The sequence below is a fragment of the Saccharopolyspora ipomoeae genome (assembly GCF_029952525.1).
In the GTDB taxonomy this organism is placed as follows: Bacteria; Actinomycetota; Actinomycetes; order Mycobacteriales; family Pseudonocardiaceae; genus Saccharopolyspora; species Saccharopolyspora ipomoeae.
The window spans coordinates 41,690-57,750 of record NZ_JASAOF010000002.1 but is presented as its reverse complement, the minus strand read 5'-3'; the positions used below and the strand labels follow the sequence as shown (position 1 = coordinate 57,750).

At 71.0% G+C, this 16,061-nt stretch carries 16 protein-coding genes; 11 read left to right on the top strand and 5 right to left on the bottom strand.

What is annotated here, in order from left to right; genetic code table 11:
• The first annotated feature begins 138 nt into the window (after nt 1–138).
• On the top strand, nt 139–1,683 hold the full coding sequence (locus QFW96_RS03740; RefSeq protein WP_281454088.1) for a BCCT family transporter: 1,545 nt from the start codon (nt 139–141) through the stop codon (nt 1,681–1,683).
• A 39-nt stretch (nt 1,684–1,722) separates the two neighbouring features.
• Here the strand turns inward: QFW96_RS03740 and QFW96_RS03735 are convergent, their stop codons facing one another.
• The 5 genes from QFW96_RS03735 to QFW96_RS03715 all read right to left on the bottom strand — a co-directional run bounded on the left by QFW96_RS03735 (nt 1,723) and on the right by QFW96_RS03715 (nt 6,646).
• On the bottom strand, nt 1,723–3,015 hold the full coding sequence (locus QFW96_RS03735; RefSeq protein WP_281454087.1) for a CitMHS family transporter: 1,293 nt from the start codon (nt 3,013–3,015) through the stop codon (nt 1,723–1,725).
• A gap of 100 nt (nt 3,016–3,115) precedes the next feature.
• Nucleotides 3,116–3,724: a 3-oxo-tetronate 4-phosphate decarboxylase gene (otnC, locus tag QFW96_RS03730; protein WP_281454086.1), complete on the bottom strand. Its 609-nt coding sequence runs from the start codon at nt 3,722–3,724 to the stop codon at nt 3,116–3,118.
• Nucleotides 3,721–4,926: a 3-oxo-tetronate kinase gene (gene otnK / locus QFW96_RS03725; RefSeq protein WP_281454085.1), complete on the bottom strand. Its 1,206-nt coding sequence runs from the start codon at nt 4,924–4,926 to the stop codon at nt 3,721–3,723. The genes otnC and otnK overlap by 4 nt, the downstream gene beginning before the upstream one ends.
• Nucleotides 4,923–5,564 carry an aspartate/glutamate racemase family protein gene (locus QFW96_RS03720; RefSeq protein ID WP_281454084.1) on the bottom strand — a complete coding sequence of 214 codons (642 nt, stop codon included), beginning with the start codon at nt 5,562–5,564 and terminating at the stop codon, nt 4,923–4,925. The genes otnK and QFW96_RS03720 overlap by 4 nt, the downstream gene beginning before the upstream one ends.
• Entirely contained in the window at nt 5,561–6,646 is a 1,086-nt protein-coding gene (locus QFW96_RS03715; RefSeq protein ID WP_281454083.1) for an isocitrate/isopropylmalate dehydrogenase family protein, read from the bottom strand. The genes QFW96_RS03720 and QFW96_RS03715 overlap by 4 nt, the downstream gene beginning before the upstream one ends.
• Nucleotides 6,647–6,865: 219 nt before the next feature.
• On the opposite strand from QFW96_RS03715, the gene QFW96_RS03710 reads away from it, so the two are divergent.
• The 10 genes from QFW96_RS03710 (at nt 6,866) to QFW96_RS03665 (ending at nt 16,061) form a co-directional block, all read left to right on the top strand.
• Nucleotides 6,866–7,531, top strand: a complete 666-nt coding sequence (locus tag QFW96_RS03710) for a GntR family transcriptional regulator (RefSeq protein ID WP_281454082.1) — start codon at nt 6,866–6,868, stop codon at nt 7,529–7,531.
• Entirely contained in the window at nt 7,528–8,691 is a 1,164-nt protein-coding gene (locus QFW96_RS03705; RefSeq protein WP_281454081.1) for an MFS transporter, read from the top strand. The genes QFW96_RS03710 and QFW96_RS03705 overlap by 4 nt, the downstream gene beginning before the upstream one ends.
• Before the next feature lie 96 nt (nt 8,692–8,787).
• Complete coding sequence (locus tag QFW96_RS03700; RefSeq protein ID WP_281454080.1) at nt 8,788–9,033, top strand: isocitrate/isopropylmalate family dehydrogenase; 246 nt, start codon at nt 8,788–8,790, stop codon at nt 9,031–9,033.
• Nucleotides 9,030–10,394, top strand: coding sequence for an NAD-dependent succinate-semialdehyde dehydrogenase (locus QFW96_RS03695; protein ID WP_281454079.1), 1,365 nt, complete (start codon nt 9,030–9,032; stop codon nt 10,392–10,394). The genes QFW96_RS03700 and QFW96_RS03695 overlap by 4 nt, the downstream gene beginning before the upstream one ends.
• Nucleotides 10,394–10,834, top strand: coding sequence for a cupin domain-containing protein (locus tag QFW96_RS03690; RefSeq protein ID WP_281454078.1), 441 nt, complete (start codon nt 10,394–10,396; stop codon nt 10,832–10,834). Before QFW96_RS03695 ends, QFW96_RS03690 begins: the two co-directional genes overlap by 1 nt.
• Nucleotides 10,835–10,847: 13 nt before the next feature.
• A complete protein-coding gene (locus QFW96_RS03685) occupies nt 10,848–11,141 on the top strand; it encodes an antibiotic biosynthesis monooxygenase family protein (RefSeq protein ID WP_281454077.1) in 294 nt (97 codons plus the stop codon).
• Nucleotides 11,142–11,198: 57 nt separating this feature from the next.
• Nucleotides 11,199–12,068: a GntR family transcriptional regulator gene (locus tag QFW96_RS03680; RefSeq protein WP_281454076.1), complete on the top strand. Its 870-nt coding sequence runs from the start codon at nt 11,199–11,201 to the stop codon at nt 12,066–12,068.
• Between the two features lie 308 nt (nt 12,069–12,376).
• On the top strand, nt 12,377–13,171 hold the full coding sequence (locus QFW96_RS03675) for an MHYT domain-containing protein (protein ID WP_281454075.1): 795 nt from the start codon (nt 12,377–12,379) through the stop codon (nt 13,169–13,171).
• A 104-nt stretch (nt 13,172–13,275) separates the two neighbouring features.
• Nucleotides 13,276–15,639, top strand: coding sequence for a sensor histidine kinase (locus QFW96_RS03670; protein ID WP_281454074.1), 2,364 nt, complete (start codon nt 13,276–13,278; stop codon nt 15,637–15,639).
• 17 nt (nt 15,640–15,656) lie between these two features.
• The gene (locus QFW96_RS03665; RefSeq protein ID WP_281454073.1) at nt 15,657–16,061 is read left to right on the top strand and encodes a roadblock/LC7 domain-containing protein; all 405 of its coding nucleotides are present in this window, start codon (nt 15,657–15,659) and stop codon (nt 16,059–16,061) included.

Below are 16,061 nucleotides of genomic sequence, written 5' to 3'. Positions count from 1 at the left end.
CCGACAGAGTCACGGAGACCCCTTCCGAAGCACGAGCCGTCCTGTCGGCCCCGGGCGTCACGGTCCTCACCGCGACGGCCGCGCGCGCCTGCGCCAGGACGCCGCCACCGTCTTTCCCCCAGCTCACGGAGTCAACGCTTGTCTGATCCCTCCACCGCGTCGCCGGAACACAGGCGACCCGGTCCGGTCCTGTACGTCTCGCTCGCCCTGGCGGCGGCGATCGCCGTGTGGGGCACCGCCGCCGGCGACTCGCTGTCCCGCGTCGGCTCGGCCGCGCTCGACGGCATCACCCGCAGCTTCGGCTGGGCCTACCTGCTGGTCTCGCTCGGATTCCTGATCTTCCTCGTCTACCTCGCCTGCAGCCGCTACGGCCGGCTGCGGCTCGGCGGCGACGACGAGCGGCCCGCTTTCCGCAGGCTCACCTGGTACGCGATGATCCTGTCGGCCGTGATGGGCATCGGCCTGATCTCCTACGGGGTCGCCGAACCGATCTCCCACCTCGCCGAACCCCCGCACGGCCTGGCCGCGCCGATGACCCCGAACGCGGCGGTGACCGCGATGCAGTTCTCCTTCTTCGACTGGGGCCTGCACGCCTGGGGCATCTTCGCCGTCGTCGGCCTGGCGATGTCCTGGTCGATGTTCCGCCGCGGACGCCCCGGCCTGGTCAGCGCCCTGTTCCGGCCCTTGCTCGGCAAGCGCACCGAGGGACCGGTGGGCGGGGCCATCGACGTGTTCGCCGTGCTGGCGACGCTGTTCGGCACCACCACCTCGCTCGGGCTGGGAGCCATGCAGATCAACGGCGGGTTCACCGCCCTGTTCGGCATCCCCGACTCCAAGCCGGTGCAGTTCGCGATCATCGGAGTCATCACCCTGCTGTTCACGGCCTCGGCGTTGACCGGCGTCTCGCGCGGCATCCGCTACCTGTCGGAGACCAGCATGGGGCTGGGCGCGCTGCTGTTCGTGTTCGTGCTCGTCGTCGGCCCGACGCTGTACCTGGTGGACCTGTACGTGCAGACCATCGGCCGCTACCTCAGCGAGCTGGTGTCGACGAGCCTGATCACCCCGGCCAACGGCGACCTCGGGTTCATGCAGGACTGGACCTACTTCATGCTCGCCTGGTGGCTGTCCTGGGCGGCCTTCGTGGGCGTGTTCCTGGCGCGCATCTCGCGCGGACGCACGATCCGCGAGTTCGTCACCGGCGTGCTCGTGGTGCCCAGCGCGGTGTTCTCGGTGTGGTTCACCGCCTTCGGCGGCACCGCCATCCACAGCGACCTCGCCGGCACCACCCGCATCGCCGCCTCGGCCGCGGCGGACGCGAACTCGGCGTTCTTCGCGACGCTGCAGTCGCTGCCGATGCCCACGCTCACCTCGGTCCTGACGATCGTGCTGGTCGTGCTGTTCTTCGTCTCCGGAGCCGATGCCAACACCTTCGTGCTCGGCATGCTCACCAGCCGCGGCACGGAGCAGCCGTCGCAGCGGATCCTCGCGCTGTGGGGCGTGCTCACCGGTGCCGCCGCGATCGCCCTGCTCGCCGCGGGCGGGCTGGAATCGCTGCAGCAGATGGTGATCGTCAGCTCCGCGCCGTTCCTGATCATCCTGGTCGGCGTCGCCGTGGCCTTCTGGAAGGACCTCACCACCGAGTTCGCCCCGCACCAGGTCGAGGAGCCGCTGGCGGTCAAGTGAGGAAGCGGGCGGCCCCGGCGCGGGGCCGCCCGCTTCTCGTCAGCCGACGCTGATCGCGCCGGTGAGCACCGCGAACAGGATGTAGGCGACCGAGCAGCCCAGCACCCACAGCAGGGCGAAGCGCTGGAACTCGCCGAGATCGCGCTTGATCAGCCCCAGCAGCACCCACAGCGGAGCCGAGGCCGGACCGATCGAGTGCATCATCTGACCGATCGCCCCGGCACGGGCGATCTCGGTGGCGTGGATCCCGTAGTGCGAAGCCGATTCGGCCAGCACCGGCAGCACCCCGAAGAAGTACGCGTCGTTGGACATGAAGAAGCTCAGCGGCAGCCCGATCACGGCCGTGAACAGCGGGATCAGGTTGCCCAGCGAGTCCGGCACGACCGCCAGCATCGCGTTGGCCATCGCGTTGGTCATGCCCGTGTCGGTCATGATGCCGGTGAAGATCCCGGCCGCCAGCACCAGGATCACCACCGGGACCGCGTTCGAGGCGTGCTTGCGGATGACCTCGCCCTGCCCGGTGAGCTTCGGGTGGTTGACCAGCAGCGCGATGACGAAGGCGACCATGAACAGGTTGACCAGTTCGGCCACGCCCAGCACCAGCAGGACCAGCAGCAACGCCGTCAGGCCCGCGTTGAACCACAGCTTCCAGTCGCGGCCCGCGGTGTCGCGCTCCTGAGCGGCGATCTCGGCGGCGAACTCGGCGATGGTGTCCGGGTCGATCTTCTTGCGCTCCCGCCGACCCAGCAGGTACGCGATGCCGACGATGAACCCGGAGGTCAGCACCATCGGCGCGATCATGTGCACGAAGTAGTCGGTCGCGTCCAGGTGCAGCACGCTGATGCCGCGCGTGGCCGCACCGCCCCACGGCGTCGTGCCCGAGATCGCGCCCAGCGCCATCGTCGCGATGGTGGCGATGACCAGCGGGTTGATGCCGAGGCGGCGGTAGATCGGCAGGAACGCCGAACAGATGATCATGTAGGTCGTGGTGCCGTCGCCGTCGAGGGCGACCAGCAGCGCGAGCACGGCGGTGCCGACGCAGATCCGGACCGGGTCCCCTTTGGACAGTCGGATGATCCCCTGCGAGAGGGGGTCGAAGAGACCCGCGTCCATCATGACGCCGAAGTACAGCACCGCGAACAGCAGCAGCACCGCCGTCGGCGCCACCGTTTCCAGACCCGAGGTCATCATCGAATCCAGGTCGGCGCCGAAGCCGGCGACGACCGCGAAGGCGATCGGCGTCATCATGATGGCCACGAACGCCGTCAGGTACTTGCGCAGGACCAGCGCCATGAAGACGCCTAAGGTCGAAAATCCCAGAACTGCGAGCATCGTTGCTTCTCCGGTTCGAACCTCGCCGCGGACGTGCACGCGCGGCGGAACAGCAAGGGAGTCCGGCCCGTTCGAACGAGGACCGGACCGGTCGGCCGCGTCAGGCCCGCAGCGCCGCCACCTGATCCGGGGTCAGCGGCGCGGTTTCGGTGTTGCGCAGCAGCAGGAAGATCCGGGCGGTCTCCTCGATCTCCTCAACCGCGTCCGCCGCGGCGGCGAGATCGCCGCCCGCCGCGATCGGACCGTGGTTGGCCAGCAGCAGCGCGTGGTGCTCGCGGGCCTCCTCCTCGGCGAGCGCGCCCAGCGAGGTGTCGCCGGGCGCGTGGTACGGGAGCAGCGGCAGCGAGCCCACGCGCATCGCGTAGTACGCGGTCAGCGGGGGCAGCGCGTTGCTCGGGTCGAGCCCGGCCAGGCACGACACCGCCGCCGAGTGGGTGCTGTGGGTGTGCACCACCGCCGAGGTCTGCGGCCGGGCCCGGTAGAAGGCCAGGTGCAGGAAGGCCTCCTTGGTGGGCGGGGGTCCGCCGAGGTGGCGGCCGCCGGTGTCGAGCACCGACAGCTCGGCCAGCGCGCCCAGCGACACCCCGGTCGGGGTGAGCAGAACGCGGTCACCGTCGCGGACGCTGATGTTGCCGGTCCGGCCGGCGGTGAGCCCTCGTGCGAACAGCGAAGCGCCCAGGTCGACGACCTGCCGGGCGAGGTCGGTCATCGCAGGCCCCCTCTCGCCGCGCGGCTGAGCAGGTCCCGCCCGCCGAAGTTGCCGGACTTGAGCAGCAGCGCGATCCGGGGCTCGCCGGTGCTCACGCACCACGGCACGCCCCGGTCCGCCTCGGCGGTGACCTCCACCGATTCCACGCCCAGCGCCTTGACCACCGCGCCGGAGGTCTCGCCTCCGGCGACGACCAGGCGCCGGTAGCCGAGTTCGACGGCGCGGCGTCCGAGGGCGGCCAGGGCCTGCTCGAAGGACTCCGCTTCGCCCGGCCCTCCGCGTTCCTCCGGGGGCGCCGAGGCGTAGAGCATCACGGTCTGCCGGGCGTGGTCGGCGAGCCAGGTCATGGCCTCGTCCTCGTTGCCGAGGCGCAGCCGGAGCGACGGCATCTGCTCGCGGGCCCCGGCGACCTGGGTGAGCGTGGTCGTCGAGCAGCTGCCCGCCAGGACGATCCCGGGGCCGCCCGGCAGGTCCGCTCCGTCCGCGTGCGCACGGGTTCCGCCGCCGAGCGCTCCGGCGAGACCGGCGCCGCCGGTGAGCAGCCGCCGGTCGGGACAGGCGCGGGCCAGCGCGGTCAGGTCCTCGTCGATCACCGCGTCGGCGACGACGTGGCGGATGCCGTTGGCGCGCAACCGGTCCAGCTCCAGCCGCACGGCCTCCGCTCCCCCGCGCACGACCGCCAGCGGCAGGTTCGCGACCGGCCGTGCGGTCTGCCTGCCCAGCACGCGGACCAGGTCGGGGTCGGTCATCGGGGTCAGCGGGTGGTGGCGCATCGAGGACTCCGACAGCAGCCGGTCGCCAACGAACAGGTGCCCCTGGTAGACGGTGCGCCCGTGCTCCGGCGAGGCCGGGCACACGATCGTCAGCGCCTCGCCGGTGGCATCGGCCAGCGCGTCGGCGACGACGCCGATGTTGCCCTCGTCGGTGGAGTCGAACGTCGAGCAGTACTTGAAGTACAGCCTGCTCGCACCGCGCTCGGCGAGCAGGCGCTGCGCCTGGAGCGACTGCTCGACCGCCCGATCCGGTTCGGTGGTACGGGTTTTCAGCGCGATGACCAGCGCGTCGCACTCCGGAGCGGCCCAGCCCTCGTCGGGCAGTCCGAAGTGGAGGACCACGCGGAAGCCGCCGCGGCGCAGGGCCGCGGCGACGTCGGTGCCGCCGGTGTAGTCGTCGGCGATGACGCCGAGCACGTCTCCGCTCATGCCAGCACCTCCCGCAGTTCGGCCGCCGCCAGCTGCGGCGGGCTCAGCACCGGAGTCGACACCGCGGCCTCCAACCGGCGCCATTGCGGTGTCAGCGAGTACTGGCCGAGCACGAACACGTCGACGCCGTGGTCGCGCGCGGCGTTCGCCAGCGCCACGAACAGCGCTTCGGAGTCGCCGCTGGCGGCGGCCTCGGCCGCCCCGGTGGCCGTGATCGGCACGATCTCGGTCGAGGGCAGCAGGTCGCCCAAGCGGTGGCTCGTGTCGGCCACGGCCGAGGCCAGCGAGCCGATCACGCCCACCCGGCCGGGCCGGGAGAAGGCCAGCTCGCGCAGCATCGCCCCGGCCGAGCCGCGCACCGGCACGTCCCAGAGCTGCCCGGCGAGCTCGGCCACCGGCCCGTACATCGAGCAGGTCAGCTGCACCGCCTGGGCGCCGTGCTCCACGGCGTGGCCGATGAAGGTGAGCATGCGCTTGCGCAGCGGGGCGGTCAGCCCGCCCGCGGCGTCGGCGTCGGCGGCCAGCCGGTCGTCGAGCAGGTTCCACAGCTCGGCCTCGCCGAAGGACTCGGCGAAGGCCGCGCGGGCCGGGCCGATGGCCGCGGGCGTGGCGTGGATCAGGGCGACGAACGGGCTCATGCCGAGGCCCGGATCGTCGCGGCGACCGCCTCGGCGAAGGCCGCGGTGCCCGCGGTGCCGCCGAGGTCGGTGGTGGCGGTGCCGCCGCGCACGGTGGCGTTGACCGCGTCCTCGACGGTCCGGGCCGCGCGGCGCAGCGACTCGTCCTCGTGGCGGTCGGCCAGCCAGTCCAGCAGCATCGCGCTGGAGAGGATCATCGCGACCGGGTTGGCGAGGTCGCGTCCGGCGATGTCGGGGGCGGAGCCGTGAGCGGCCTGGGCCATCGCGACCTCGTCGGAGGCGTTGACCGAGGGCGCGATGCCCAGCGATCCGGCGATCTCACCGGTGAGGTCGGAGAGGATGTCGCCGAACATGTTCTCGGTGACCAGCACGTCGAACTCGTTCGCGCGGCGCAGCAGGTGCACGGTCATCGCGTCGATGTGGAAGTCGTCGACGGCGACGTCCGGGTACTGCTCGGCGATCTCCCGGCAGACGTCGCGGAACAGGCCGGTGGTCAGCCGCAGCACGTTGGCCTTGTGCACGATGGTGAGCTTCTGCCTGCGGCCGCGGGCGAGCCGGAACGCGGTGTGCGCGATGCGCTCGCAGGCCTGCCGGGTGATGATGCCGTGCGCGATCGCCACGTCCGGGGTGGGCATGAACTCGCCGGTGCCGGCGTGGGTGTTGCGGTCGGCGTAGAAGCCCTCGGTGTTCTCCCGCACGATGACCAGGTCGGTGCCGGGCACCACGGACCTGGTGCCCTCGAAGGACTTCGCGGGCCGGATGTTGGCGTAGAGGCCGAAGTGCTTGCGCAGCGTGCCGCTCGGGTTCAGCGTCGAGCGGTGCGGTTCCGGGTAGGCGGCGCTGTCGTGCGGCCCGAGCAGCCATCCGTCCAGTTCGGACAGCGTGTCGAGGGTCTGCTGCGGGACCGCCGAGCCGAACTCGTCGATCGCCGAGCGCCCCAGCGGCAGCCGGGTCCAGTCCACCTGCACTCCGGATGCCTCGAAGGCGGCGTCGAGGACCTGCACCGAGGCCGGGACGATCTCGGGGCCGATGCCGTCGCCTTCCAGGATGCCCAGGTGGTAGCGACTCGTGGGGGTCTGCATTCTCAGCTTTGTCCTTCCGGGTGCAGGGGTTGCGCGGCGAGCGCCAGCACATCGTGGAGGTTATAACCTGTGCCAGTCAAGGGCGGATTCAACCCATCCGGAATCCGCGCTGACCCGGTGATTCACCGCCGTTCACGCTTATGAGACGCCCGAAATGGCTGGTCACCCAGGGGTGAGGAGTGGTGTTGTAGGCTATAAGCAAGCGAGGAGGTCGGTGCGATGACAGAGCCAGCGACGCCGTTGATGACCAAGAGCGACGTGGCCTACGACAAGGTGCGGGAGAAGATCCTCTCCGGCGAGTTCCCACCCGGGTCGGTGATCAACCAGGCCACCCTCGCCCGCACCATCGGCATCAGCACCACACCGCTGCGCGAGGCGCTGCGCCGGCTGAAGGCCGAGGGGCTCGTCGAGCTCGGCGCGCACCGCGACGCCAAGGTCACCGAGCTCAAGGCCGAGGAGAACCGCGACCTGCTGGAGATGCGCCGCTCCCTCGATCCGCTGGCGGCCTCGCTGGCCGCGCAGCGCCGGACCAAGGACGACATCGCGGAGATCCGCGCGTCCCTGGAGGGGTTGTGGGCCATGCCCGGCGATCCCGACTACGAGCACCTGCTGCACCACCGGCGCTACCACCGCGCGATCTACCGGGCCTCGCACAACGAGCTGCTCATCGAAACCCTGGAAGGCCTGTGGGACAAGGCCGATCGCTACCGCCGGTTCGCCCTGGAGGTCGACCGGGGGCCGGAGGCCAGGGCCAAGAAGGACGAGGAGCACCGGATGCTCGCCGAGGCCATCATCGCCGGCGACTCCGAGGGCGCGGCCTCAGTGATGACCGAGCACATCAACACCAGCCTCGCCGCCCAGGCCACCCGCCGGCTCCGCTCGTGAGCATCGGGAACCGCCAGGTCTGGACGCTGCTCGGGCACGCCGCGCTCACCCAGCTGATCACCTTCGTGCTGCGTCCGGCCACCACCTACCGGGCCCTCGAACTCGGCGTCCCGGCCTCGTGGCTCGGCGTGCTCTCCGGCAGCTTCGCGCTGGTCCCGCTCGTGCTGGCGCTGCCCGCCGGGCACATCGTCGACCGGCTCGGCGAACGGCGCGTGATGTTCGCCGGGAGCCTGCTGATGTGCGCGGCGGGGACGCTGCTGCTCGCGCTCGGGCACACCGTGCCCGGGCTCATCGCGGGCAGCGTCGTGCTCGGCACCGCGCACCTGGGCGCGATCGTCGGGCAGCAGGCCCTGGTGGCCAACAGCGCGACCTCGGGGCGGATGGATTCGGCGTTCGGCTACTACACCTTCGCCGCCTCGCTCGGCCAGGCCGCCGGACCGCTGATGATCGTCGCCTTCGGCGGCACGCAGGCGATTCCGGACACCACGCCGATCTTCGCGGGCAGCATCGCGATCGCCGTGGCGCTGTTCGCCATCACCTTCGCCGTCCGGAGCACCAGCACCGAGCGCGGTCCGGCCGCCACCGAGAACATCGGCGTGCGCCAGCTGCTGCGGATTCCCGGGCTCGCGGGCGCGCTGCTCACCGCCTGCACCGTGCTGGCCGCGGTCGACATCTCGCTGGTGTACCTGCCCGCCCTCGGCGCCGAACGCGGTATCGCGTCATCGCTGATCGGCACGCTGCTGGTGCTGCGCGCGGCCTCCTCGATGGCCTCGCGGTTCTTCCTCGGCCGCCTCTCGGAGGTGCTCGGACGGCGTCGCCTGCTGATCCTGAGCATCGTCGCCGCCTCGATCGGGCTCGTGGTGGCGGCCGCGCCGGTCCCCGTGTGGCTGCTGCTCATCGCCGTCACCGTCGCCGGTTTCGGGCTCGGCGTCGGGCAACCGGTCACCATGTCCTGGCTGGCCGAGTCGGCCCCGCCGGGCGCTCGCGGACGCGCGATGTCGTTGCGGCTCACCGGGAATCGCGCAGGGCAGGTCGTCATCCCCGGCGCGATCGGTCTCGTCGCCGCGGGCCTGGGTTCGGCCGGGGTCCTCTGGGTCACCGCGGGCGGTCTCGCCCTCACCGGTCTGCTGGCCCGGAACCTCCCGGTCAACCGCACTTGATCGGCCCTTTGGTACTTCTTCGTTGCAAAAAACCAAAAGCGGTTCTAGGGTTCTCCTCGCGGCCGACTTGGCCGGTCTGGAAAGGAACCCCACACCGTGCAACTGCTCGTCCTGCCCGGGGACGGCATCGGACCCGAGATCACCGATGCCACCCTCCGGGTCCTCACCGCCACCGATCGCCTGATGGGACTCGGCCTGGAATGCGAAACCCACGACATCGGCGCGGCACCGGCCCTGACCGAGGCGGCCGCGCGGACCCGCGACATGCGCGGCTCGCCGGGCACCGAGGCGTTCACCCTGACCGTGATCGCGGCGTTGGAGGAGAAGGGCGGCAAGCGATGATCGTGTCCACCAACCCGGCCACCGAGGCCGAGCTCGCGCGGTTCGCACCGCACACCGCCGCCGACGTCGACGCCGCGCTGGATCGCGCCGTAGCCGCGCAACGCGAGTGGCGGGCAGTGCCGATCACCGAGCGGGTCGAGCTGCTGCGCTCCATCGCGGCCGTGCTGCGCGCGGGCCGGGCCGGCTACGCCCGGCTGATCACCGCCGAGATGGGCAAGCCCATCGCCGAAGCCGAGGCCGAGATCGACAAGTGCGCGCTGACCTGCGAGCACTACGCCGAGCACGCCGCCGACTACCTCGCCGGACGGCCCGTGGAGTCCAACGCCGCCGAGTCCACCGTGGTCTACGACCCGCTGGGCGTGGTCCTGGCGATCATGCCGTGGAACTACCCGTTCTGGCAGTACTTCCGCTTCGCCGCCCCCGCCCTGGCCGCCGGAAACGGCGCGATCCTCAAGCACGCCAACAACGTTCCGCAGTGCGCGCTCGCGGTCGAGGAAGTCGTCCGCGAGGCCGGTGCCCCGGAGGGCCTGTGCCGCAGCCTGCTGCTGCCGGTGCCCGCCGTCGCCGACCTCATCGCCGACGACCGGATCGCGGCGGTCACGCTCACCGGCTCCACCGAGGTCGGTGCGATCGTGGCCGCCCAGGCCGCCTCGCACCTCAAGAAGCAGGTCCTCGAACTCGGCGGCTCCGATCCGTTCATCGTGCTGGCCGACGCCGACATCGCCGCGGCCGCCGAGACCGCGGTCAAGGCGCGGTTCATCAACGTCGGGCAGAGCTGCGTCAACGCCAAGCGCTTCCTCGTCGAGGAACCGGTGGCCGACGAGTTCGTCGCCGCCTTCACCGAAGCCGCCGAGGCGCTGCCGGTCGGTGATCCCACCGATCCCGCGACCCGGATCGGGCCGATGGCCCGGGCGAACCTGCGCGACGCGCTGCACGACCAGGTCCAGCGCACCGTCGAGGCGGGCGCCGCGGTGCTCACCGGCGGGAAACCGCTGGCCGGGCCGGGGCACTTCTACCCACCGACCGTGCTCGACCACGTCTCCCCCGGCATGGCGGCGTTCACCGAGGAGACCTTCGGTCCCGTCGCGGCCATCACCCGCGTCGCCGACGCCGAGGAAGCCCTGAAGCTGGCCAACCAGACCGAGTTCGGGCTGGGAGCCGCGCTGTGGACCCGGGACCTCGACCGCGCCCGCGACTTCGCCCACCGCATCGACGCCGGTGCGGTGTTCGTCAACGGCCTCGTCGCCTCAGACCCGCGCCTGCCCTTCGGCGGCATCAAGAAGTCCGGCTACGGCCGCGAACTCGGTGCCGAGGGCATCCGCGAATTCGTCAACGTCAAAACCCTCTGGATCGGTGCCTGATGACCGCTGACAACGACCCCTGCTGCGCGGACTTCCCCGCCTCCGTCCTGCGCCCCGCCGAGCTGGAGGCCTTCTCCCGAGGCGGTGGCGCGAGCACCATCCCGCTGGTCAACCGCGCCCGGGGCGCGAGCGTCTTCCTCAACGGCCAGACCCTCTTCGAAGGCGGCGCCGGAATCCCGCTGCACACCCACAACTGCCCGGAGAGCGTGGTGATCCTCGAAGGCGACGCCATCGTCGAGATCGACGGCGACGAGCACGAACTCACCACCTTCGACACCACCTACGTCGCGGCCGGAGTCCCCCACCGCTTCCGCAACGCCTCCGACACCGCACCCATGCGCATCCTCTGGACCTACGCCTCCGTCGACGCCACCCGCACCCTCGTCGACACCGGCGTGACCACCCGAGTCGACGCCGAGCACACCCGAACCTCGACCTGAGAAGGGAAACGACGTGATCACCGAAATCGCTCACATCCGCATCACCGGGCACGACGAGGCGTTCGAGGCCGCGGTGGCCGAGGCCGTGCCGCTGTTCCTGGCCGCCGACGGGTGTCACGGGGTCCGGTTGGTGCGGAGCGCGGAGGATCCGCTGCTGTACCGGTTGTTGGTGGAGTGGGAGACCGTGGAGCACCACACCGTGACGTTCCGGTCCTCGGATGCCTACGCGCGGTGGCGCGAGCTGGCGAGCCCGCACTTCGCCGAACCGCCCGCGGTGGAGCACGTGCGCGACGTCCTACCGCGGTGAGCCGGGGCGGGGAACTAGCCTTGACCCGGACTTGATCGTGAGGATGGGACCCCGACCTTGGCACCGACTCCGCTGACGCGTCAGACCGCTGCTCGCATCGTCGAGCACATCCGCGAGCAGGGGCTGCCCGCGGGCAGCAAGCTCGTCGAGCGGGCGCTCGCCGAGCAGCTGCGGGTGTCCCGGTCGCCCGTGCGCAACGCGCTGCGGTTGCTCGCCGACGACGGTGTCGTCGGTCTCGCCGAACGCAGCGGGTACACCGTCCTGGTGCCCGCCGGGGAACTCCCCGCTGCGGAGTCCGAGGCCGACGACACCGAGCAGCTGTACCTGCGCATCGCCGCGGACCGGCTCGACGGGAAGCTCCCCGGCCGGGTCACCGAGACCGGACTGGCGCGCGACTACGGGCTCACCTCGGCCCAGCTGACCCGGCTGCTGCGCCGGATCAGCAACGAGGGCTGGATCGAGCGGCTTCCCGGCTACGGCTGGGAGTTCCAACCGATGCTCACCGAGCTGCGCTCCTACCAGGACAGCTACCGGTTGCGGCTGACCATCGAACCCGCCGCGATCCTGGAACCCACCTTCACCCTCGACCGCACCGCGATCGAGCGGGTGCGCGCGCAGCAGCAGCGGCTCGTCGACGGCGACATCTGGTCGGTCGGCAACGCCGAGCTGTTCGACCTCAACAGCGGCTTCCACGAGGCGATCATGGAGTGCAGCCGCAACACCTTCTTCATCGACGCGCTCACCCGCGTCGACCGGCTGCGTCGGCTCATCGAGTACCGCCGCTCGCTGTCGCGGGAACGCGCGATCGTGCGCTGCCGCGAGCACGTCGAGATCGCCGACCTCCTGCTGGCCGGGCGCACCGCCGAGGCCGCCGAGGCGATGCGCCGCCACCTCGACACCGTCGGCGCCGAGAAGTCCGAAACATGATCTTGCGCTGATCTCCCGATCACAGCGAGATAACCGAGCACCACTTTCCGCAATTCCCACCAGGCCGCAGCACGCCGTGGTGAGTTCATCGCACCCACTCCGCCGAGCGTTACGAATTCGCCGAAAAACGCCCTGGAACTGCGGAGATCACTGCGAGTCGGCATTCGCTCACAGTTTCCAACCTACTCCGGAGTACGCTTGTCCGCTTGAAATTCCGTGTGTATGGTCGCTGCCGTTGTGAACGGCCAGTCGGGGCTACGTGGGCCGGTCCTTTTCGAACGAGTGCCGCCTACACAATTTAGGGAATCATGGGTCCATTAGGATCGACGACCGAGTTCGGTTTCGGCTGGTTGACACCGGTGCTGTCGTTCGTCATGGCGTGCGTCGGCGCCGGGCTCGGATTGCGCTGCATGGTCCGGGCTCTGGGGAGCACCGGTCGCGCGCGGCGCAGCTGGCTGATCAACGGTGCCTTCGCCATCGGCACCGGGATCTGGACGATGCACTTCATCGCGATGCTGGGCTTCAGCGTCACCGGCACCGACATCCGCTACGACGTGCCGCTGACGGTGTTGAGCCTGGTCGTGGCCATCGTCGTGGTCGGAATCGGCGTGTTCGTCGTCAGCTACAGCCGCAGCAAGGCGCCCGCCGTCCTCGGTGGCGGTGTGATCACCGGCATCGGCGTCGCGGTCATGCACTACGTCGGCATGGCGGCGATGCGCATGTCCGGTTCGGTCAGCTACGCGCCGCTGACGGTGGCGCTGTCGGTGCTGATCGCGGTCGTCGCGGCCACGGCCGCGCTGTGGGCGACGCTGACCGTGACCGGGCCGGTGGCCGCCTTCGGCGCCTCGGTCGTCATGGGCATCGCGGTGAGCCTCATGCACTACACCGGAATGGCCGCGGTGAGCGTCGAACTGCATTCGGGCGCGCACTCCATGCATTCGGAACTGCCCGGGGCCACCCCGATGGCGTTCATCTTCCCGCTGACCGTGCTGCTGGGCACCTACCTGTTCCTGTCCTCGGCGTTCGTGGCGATCTCGCCGAACGTCCGATCCCGGAAAACGCCCGGCACCGAACCCGAAGAACACCGGAGAGTCTCCGGATGACAATCATTTCGCGCTTTCCCCGCACCTCGAATTCGCTGGTCGCGGGCTGAATCCCCACATCTCATCCCCGGATTCTCCATTTCGGGATGGAGGACTGAACACCCATGTCTGCGAAACCGGCCGAACCCAAGCCGGACCGTTCCCGCGCGACCCTGCGCGCCCCCTCCGCGCTGCTGCCCAGGTTCCTGCGGCCCAAGACGGTGCGGGCCAAGACCGTCGCGCTGCTGGCCGTGCCCGTCGTCTCGCTGATGGCGCTGTGGTCGCTGACCACCGTGACCGCCGTGCAGGACGCCTGGTCGCTGCACCAGGCCGAGCAGCTCGACCGCGCCCTGTCCGCGCCGCTGCACCAGGTCGTGCGCACCCTGCAGGACGAGCGCGCGGCCGCGGCCCGCCACCTGTCCACCCCAGGCTCCACCACCGAGCTCGAAGCCCTGCACCAGCGCTCCTCGGCGGCCGCCGAGGAACTGCGCACCGGAGTGCAGCGCTCCAGCGCGACGATCGCCAACCTCGCGCCGCAGATGCGCGACCGCGTCACGACGTTCAACACCGACCTGGACGCGCTGGCCGACCGGCACCAGTCGATCCTCAACGCCAACACCGACTGGGACAGCACCTACCGCGCCTACAACGCGGTGATCGACGACGTCTTCTCGCTGCAGGAGCAGGTCGTCACCGCGCAGCGGGACGAGGCCGCCGACGGCGCCCGGCTGGCGCTGGGCATCGGCCGCGTCGAGGAGATGCTGGAACGCCAGAACACCGCCGCCACCTCGGCTTTCGCCGGAGCGCGGATGACCGGCGAGCAGCACGAGGCCTTCGCCGAGGCGCTCGGCGGGCAGCGCGTGCTCACCGACGACCTCATGCCCGACCTCGCCGCAGGCGAACGCGACGCCTACCGGCAGCTCACCGAGACCGACGGCTACCGCGCCCTGGCGGACATGCAGTCGCAGCTGCTCGGCGCCGATCCGGCCGCGCTCGGCTCGGTCCCGCCGAAGCTGTGGGGCGAGTCGGTCGGCCAGGTCTCCCAGGCGATGGAAGCCGGGCGCGACCGGGCCGAGAGGGCGGGCGCGAACGCGGCCGCGGCGGCCAGCGCGGCGGTGCTCGACCGCGCGATCTGGACGGTGGCGCTGGGACTGGTCGCGGTGCTGCTGGCGCTGGCGATCTCGGTGCGCATCGGCCGCGGCATGGTCATCGAGCTGGTCGGGTTGCGGAACTCGGCGATGGAGCTCGCCGACGAGCAGCTGCCCGCCGCGATGCGGCGGCTGCGGGCCGGTGAGCAGATCGACGTCTCCACCGCCGTCCCGGTGATCACCCCCGGTGAGGGCGAGGTCGGCCAAGTCGGCGCGGCGATCAACGCCGTGCAGCACTCGGCGTTGCAGGCCGCCGCCGAACGCGCCGAGCTGCTCACCGGTGTCTCCGGCGTGTTCGTCAACCTGGCGCGGCGCAACCAGTCCCTGGTGCACCGGCAGCTGGGGCTGCTGGACTCGATGGAGCGCCGCACCGAGAGCGAGGCCGACCTGGAAGACCTCTTCCGGATCGACCACCTCGCCACCCGCATGCGGCGCCACGCCGAGAGCCTGATCATCATGTCCGGCGCGACCCCGGGCCGCGCCTGGCGCACCCCGGTGGCGCTGATGGACGTGATCCGCTCGGCGGTATCCGAGGTCGAGGACTACACGCGGGTCAAGATCCGGCGGCTGCCGCAGGAGCTGTCGGTGCTGGGTTCGGCGGTGTCGGACGTGACGCACCTGTTCTCCGAGCTGGTGGAGAACGCCACGAACTTCTCCCCGCCGGACGCCACGGTGCTGGTGCACGGCGAGGCCGTCGGGTCCGGGTTCGTCATCGAGATCGAGGACCGCGGCCTGGGCATGGCGCCGGAGCGGATGGCCGACGCCAACCAGCGCGTCAAGGAAGCGCACCGGCTGGAGCTGTTCGACAGCGGTCAGCTCGGGCTGTTCGTGGTCAGCCGCCTGGCGCACCGCCAGGGCATCCAGGTCTCGCTGCGCCGCTCCCCCTACGGCGGCACCACCGCCGTGGTGCTGATCCCCTCGACGATCCTGGTCAACCCGGTGCGCGACGCCGAATCCACGATGGACGCGCTGCAACCGGTGGAGCCGCCCGCCGAGGAGTTCCCCGAGCGGGAACCGGTGCCGGCGGTGGCCACGAGGCTGCCCGACGACCACCCGGAACCGGCGTGGACGGCGCCGGAGGTGGTCGACGCCGCACCGGCCGAGATCCCCCCGGCGCGCATCGAGGGCAGCCTCGACGACGACGAGGAGGAGATCGCCGGGCTCCCCCGCCGCAAGCGCCAGGAGAACCTGGCGCCCGGGCTCAAGGCGATGGACACCCGCAGCACGGACCAGGACGGACCGGCGCCGTTCGGCGACCGGGTGTCGCCGGAGACGGCGCGCTCGATGATGTCGGCGCTGCAAGAGGGCTTCGCCCGCGGCCGCGGCGACCGCGACGACTGACACGAGGAGAGACACCGATGCATGCGACCGAGCAGACCCGGGAGCTGAGCTGGCTCCTGGACGACCTGGCCACCAAGGTGCCGATGGTGCGGGTCGCGCTGCTGCTGTCCAACGACGGCCTGGCGATGGCCTCGTCGGCGTCGATCAGCAGCGAGGAGTCCGAGCACCTGGCGGCGGTGGCCTCCGCCCTGCAGAGCCTGGCCAAGGGCACCAGCAGGCACTTCGACGCCGGGTCGGTGCGCCAGACCATGATCGAGATGGACGGCGGCTACCTGTTCGTGGTGGCCGCCGGGGGCGGCACCTGCCTGACGGTGTTCGCCGACGCCGGTGCCGACATCGGCTTCATCGCCTACGAGATGGCGCGGCTGATCAACCAGGTCGGCGAGCACATGTTCACCGCCGAGCGCGTGCGCGATGCGTGA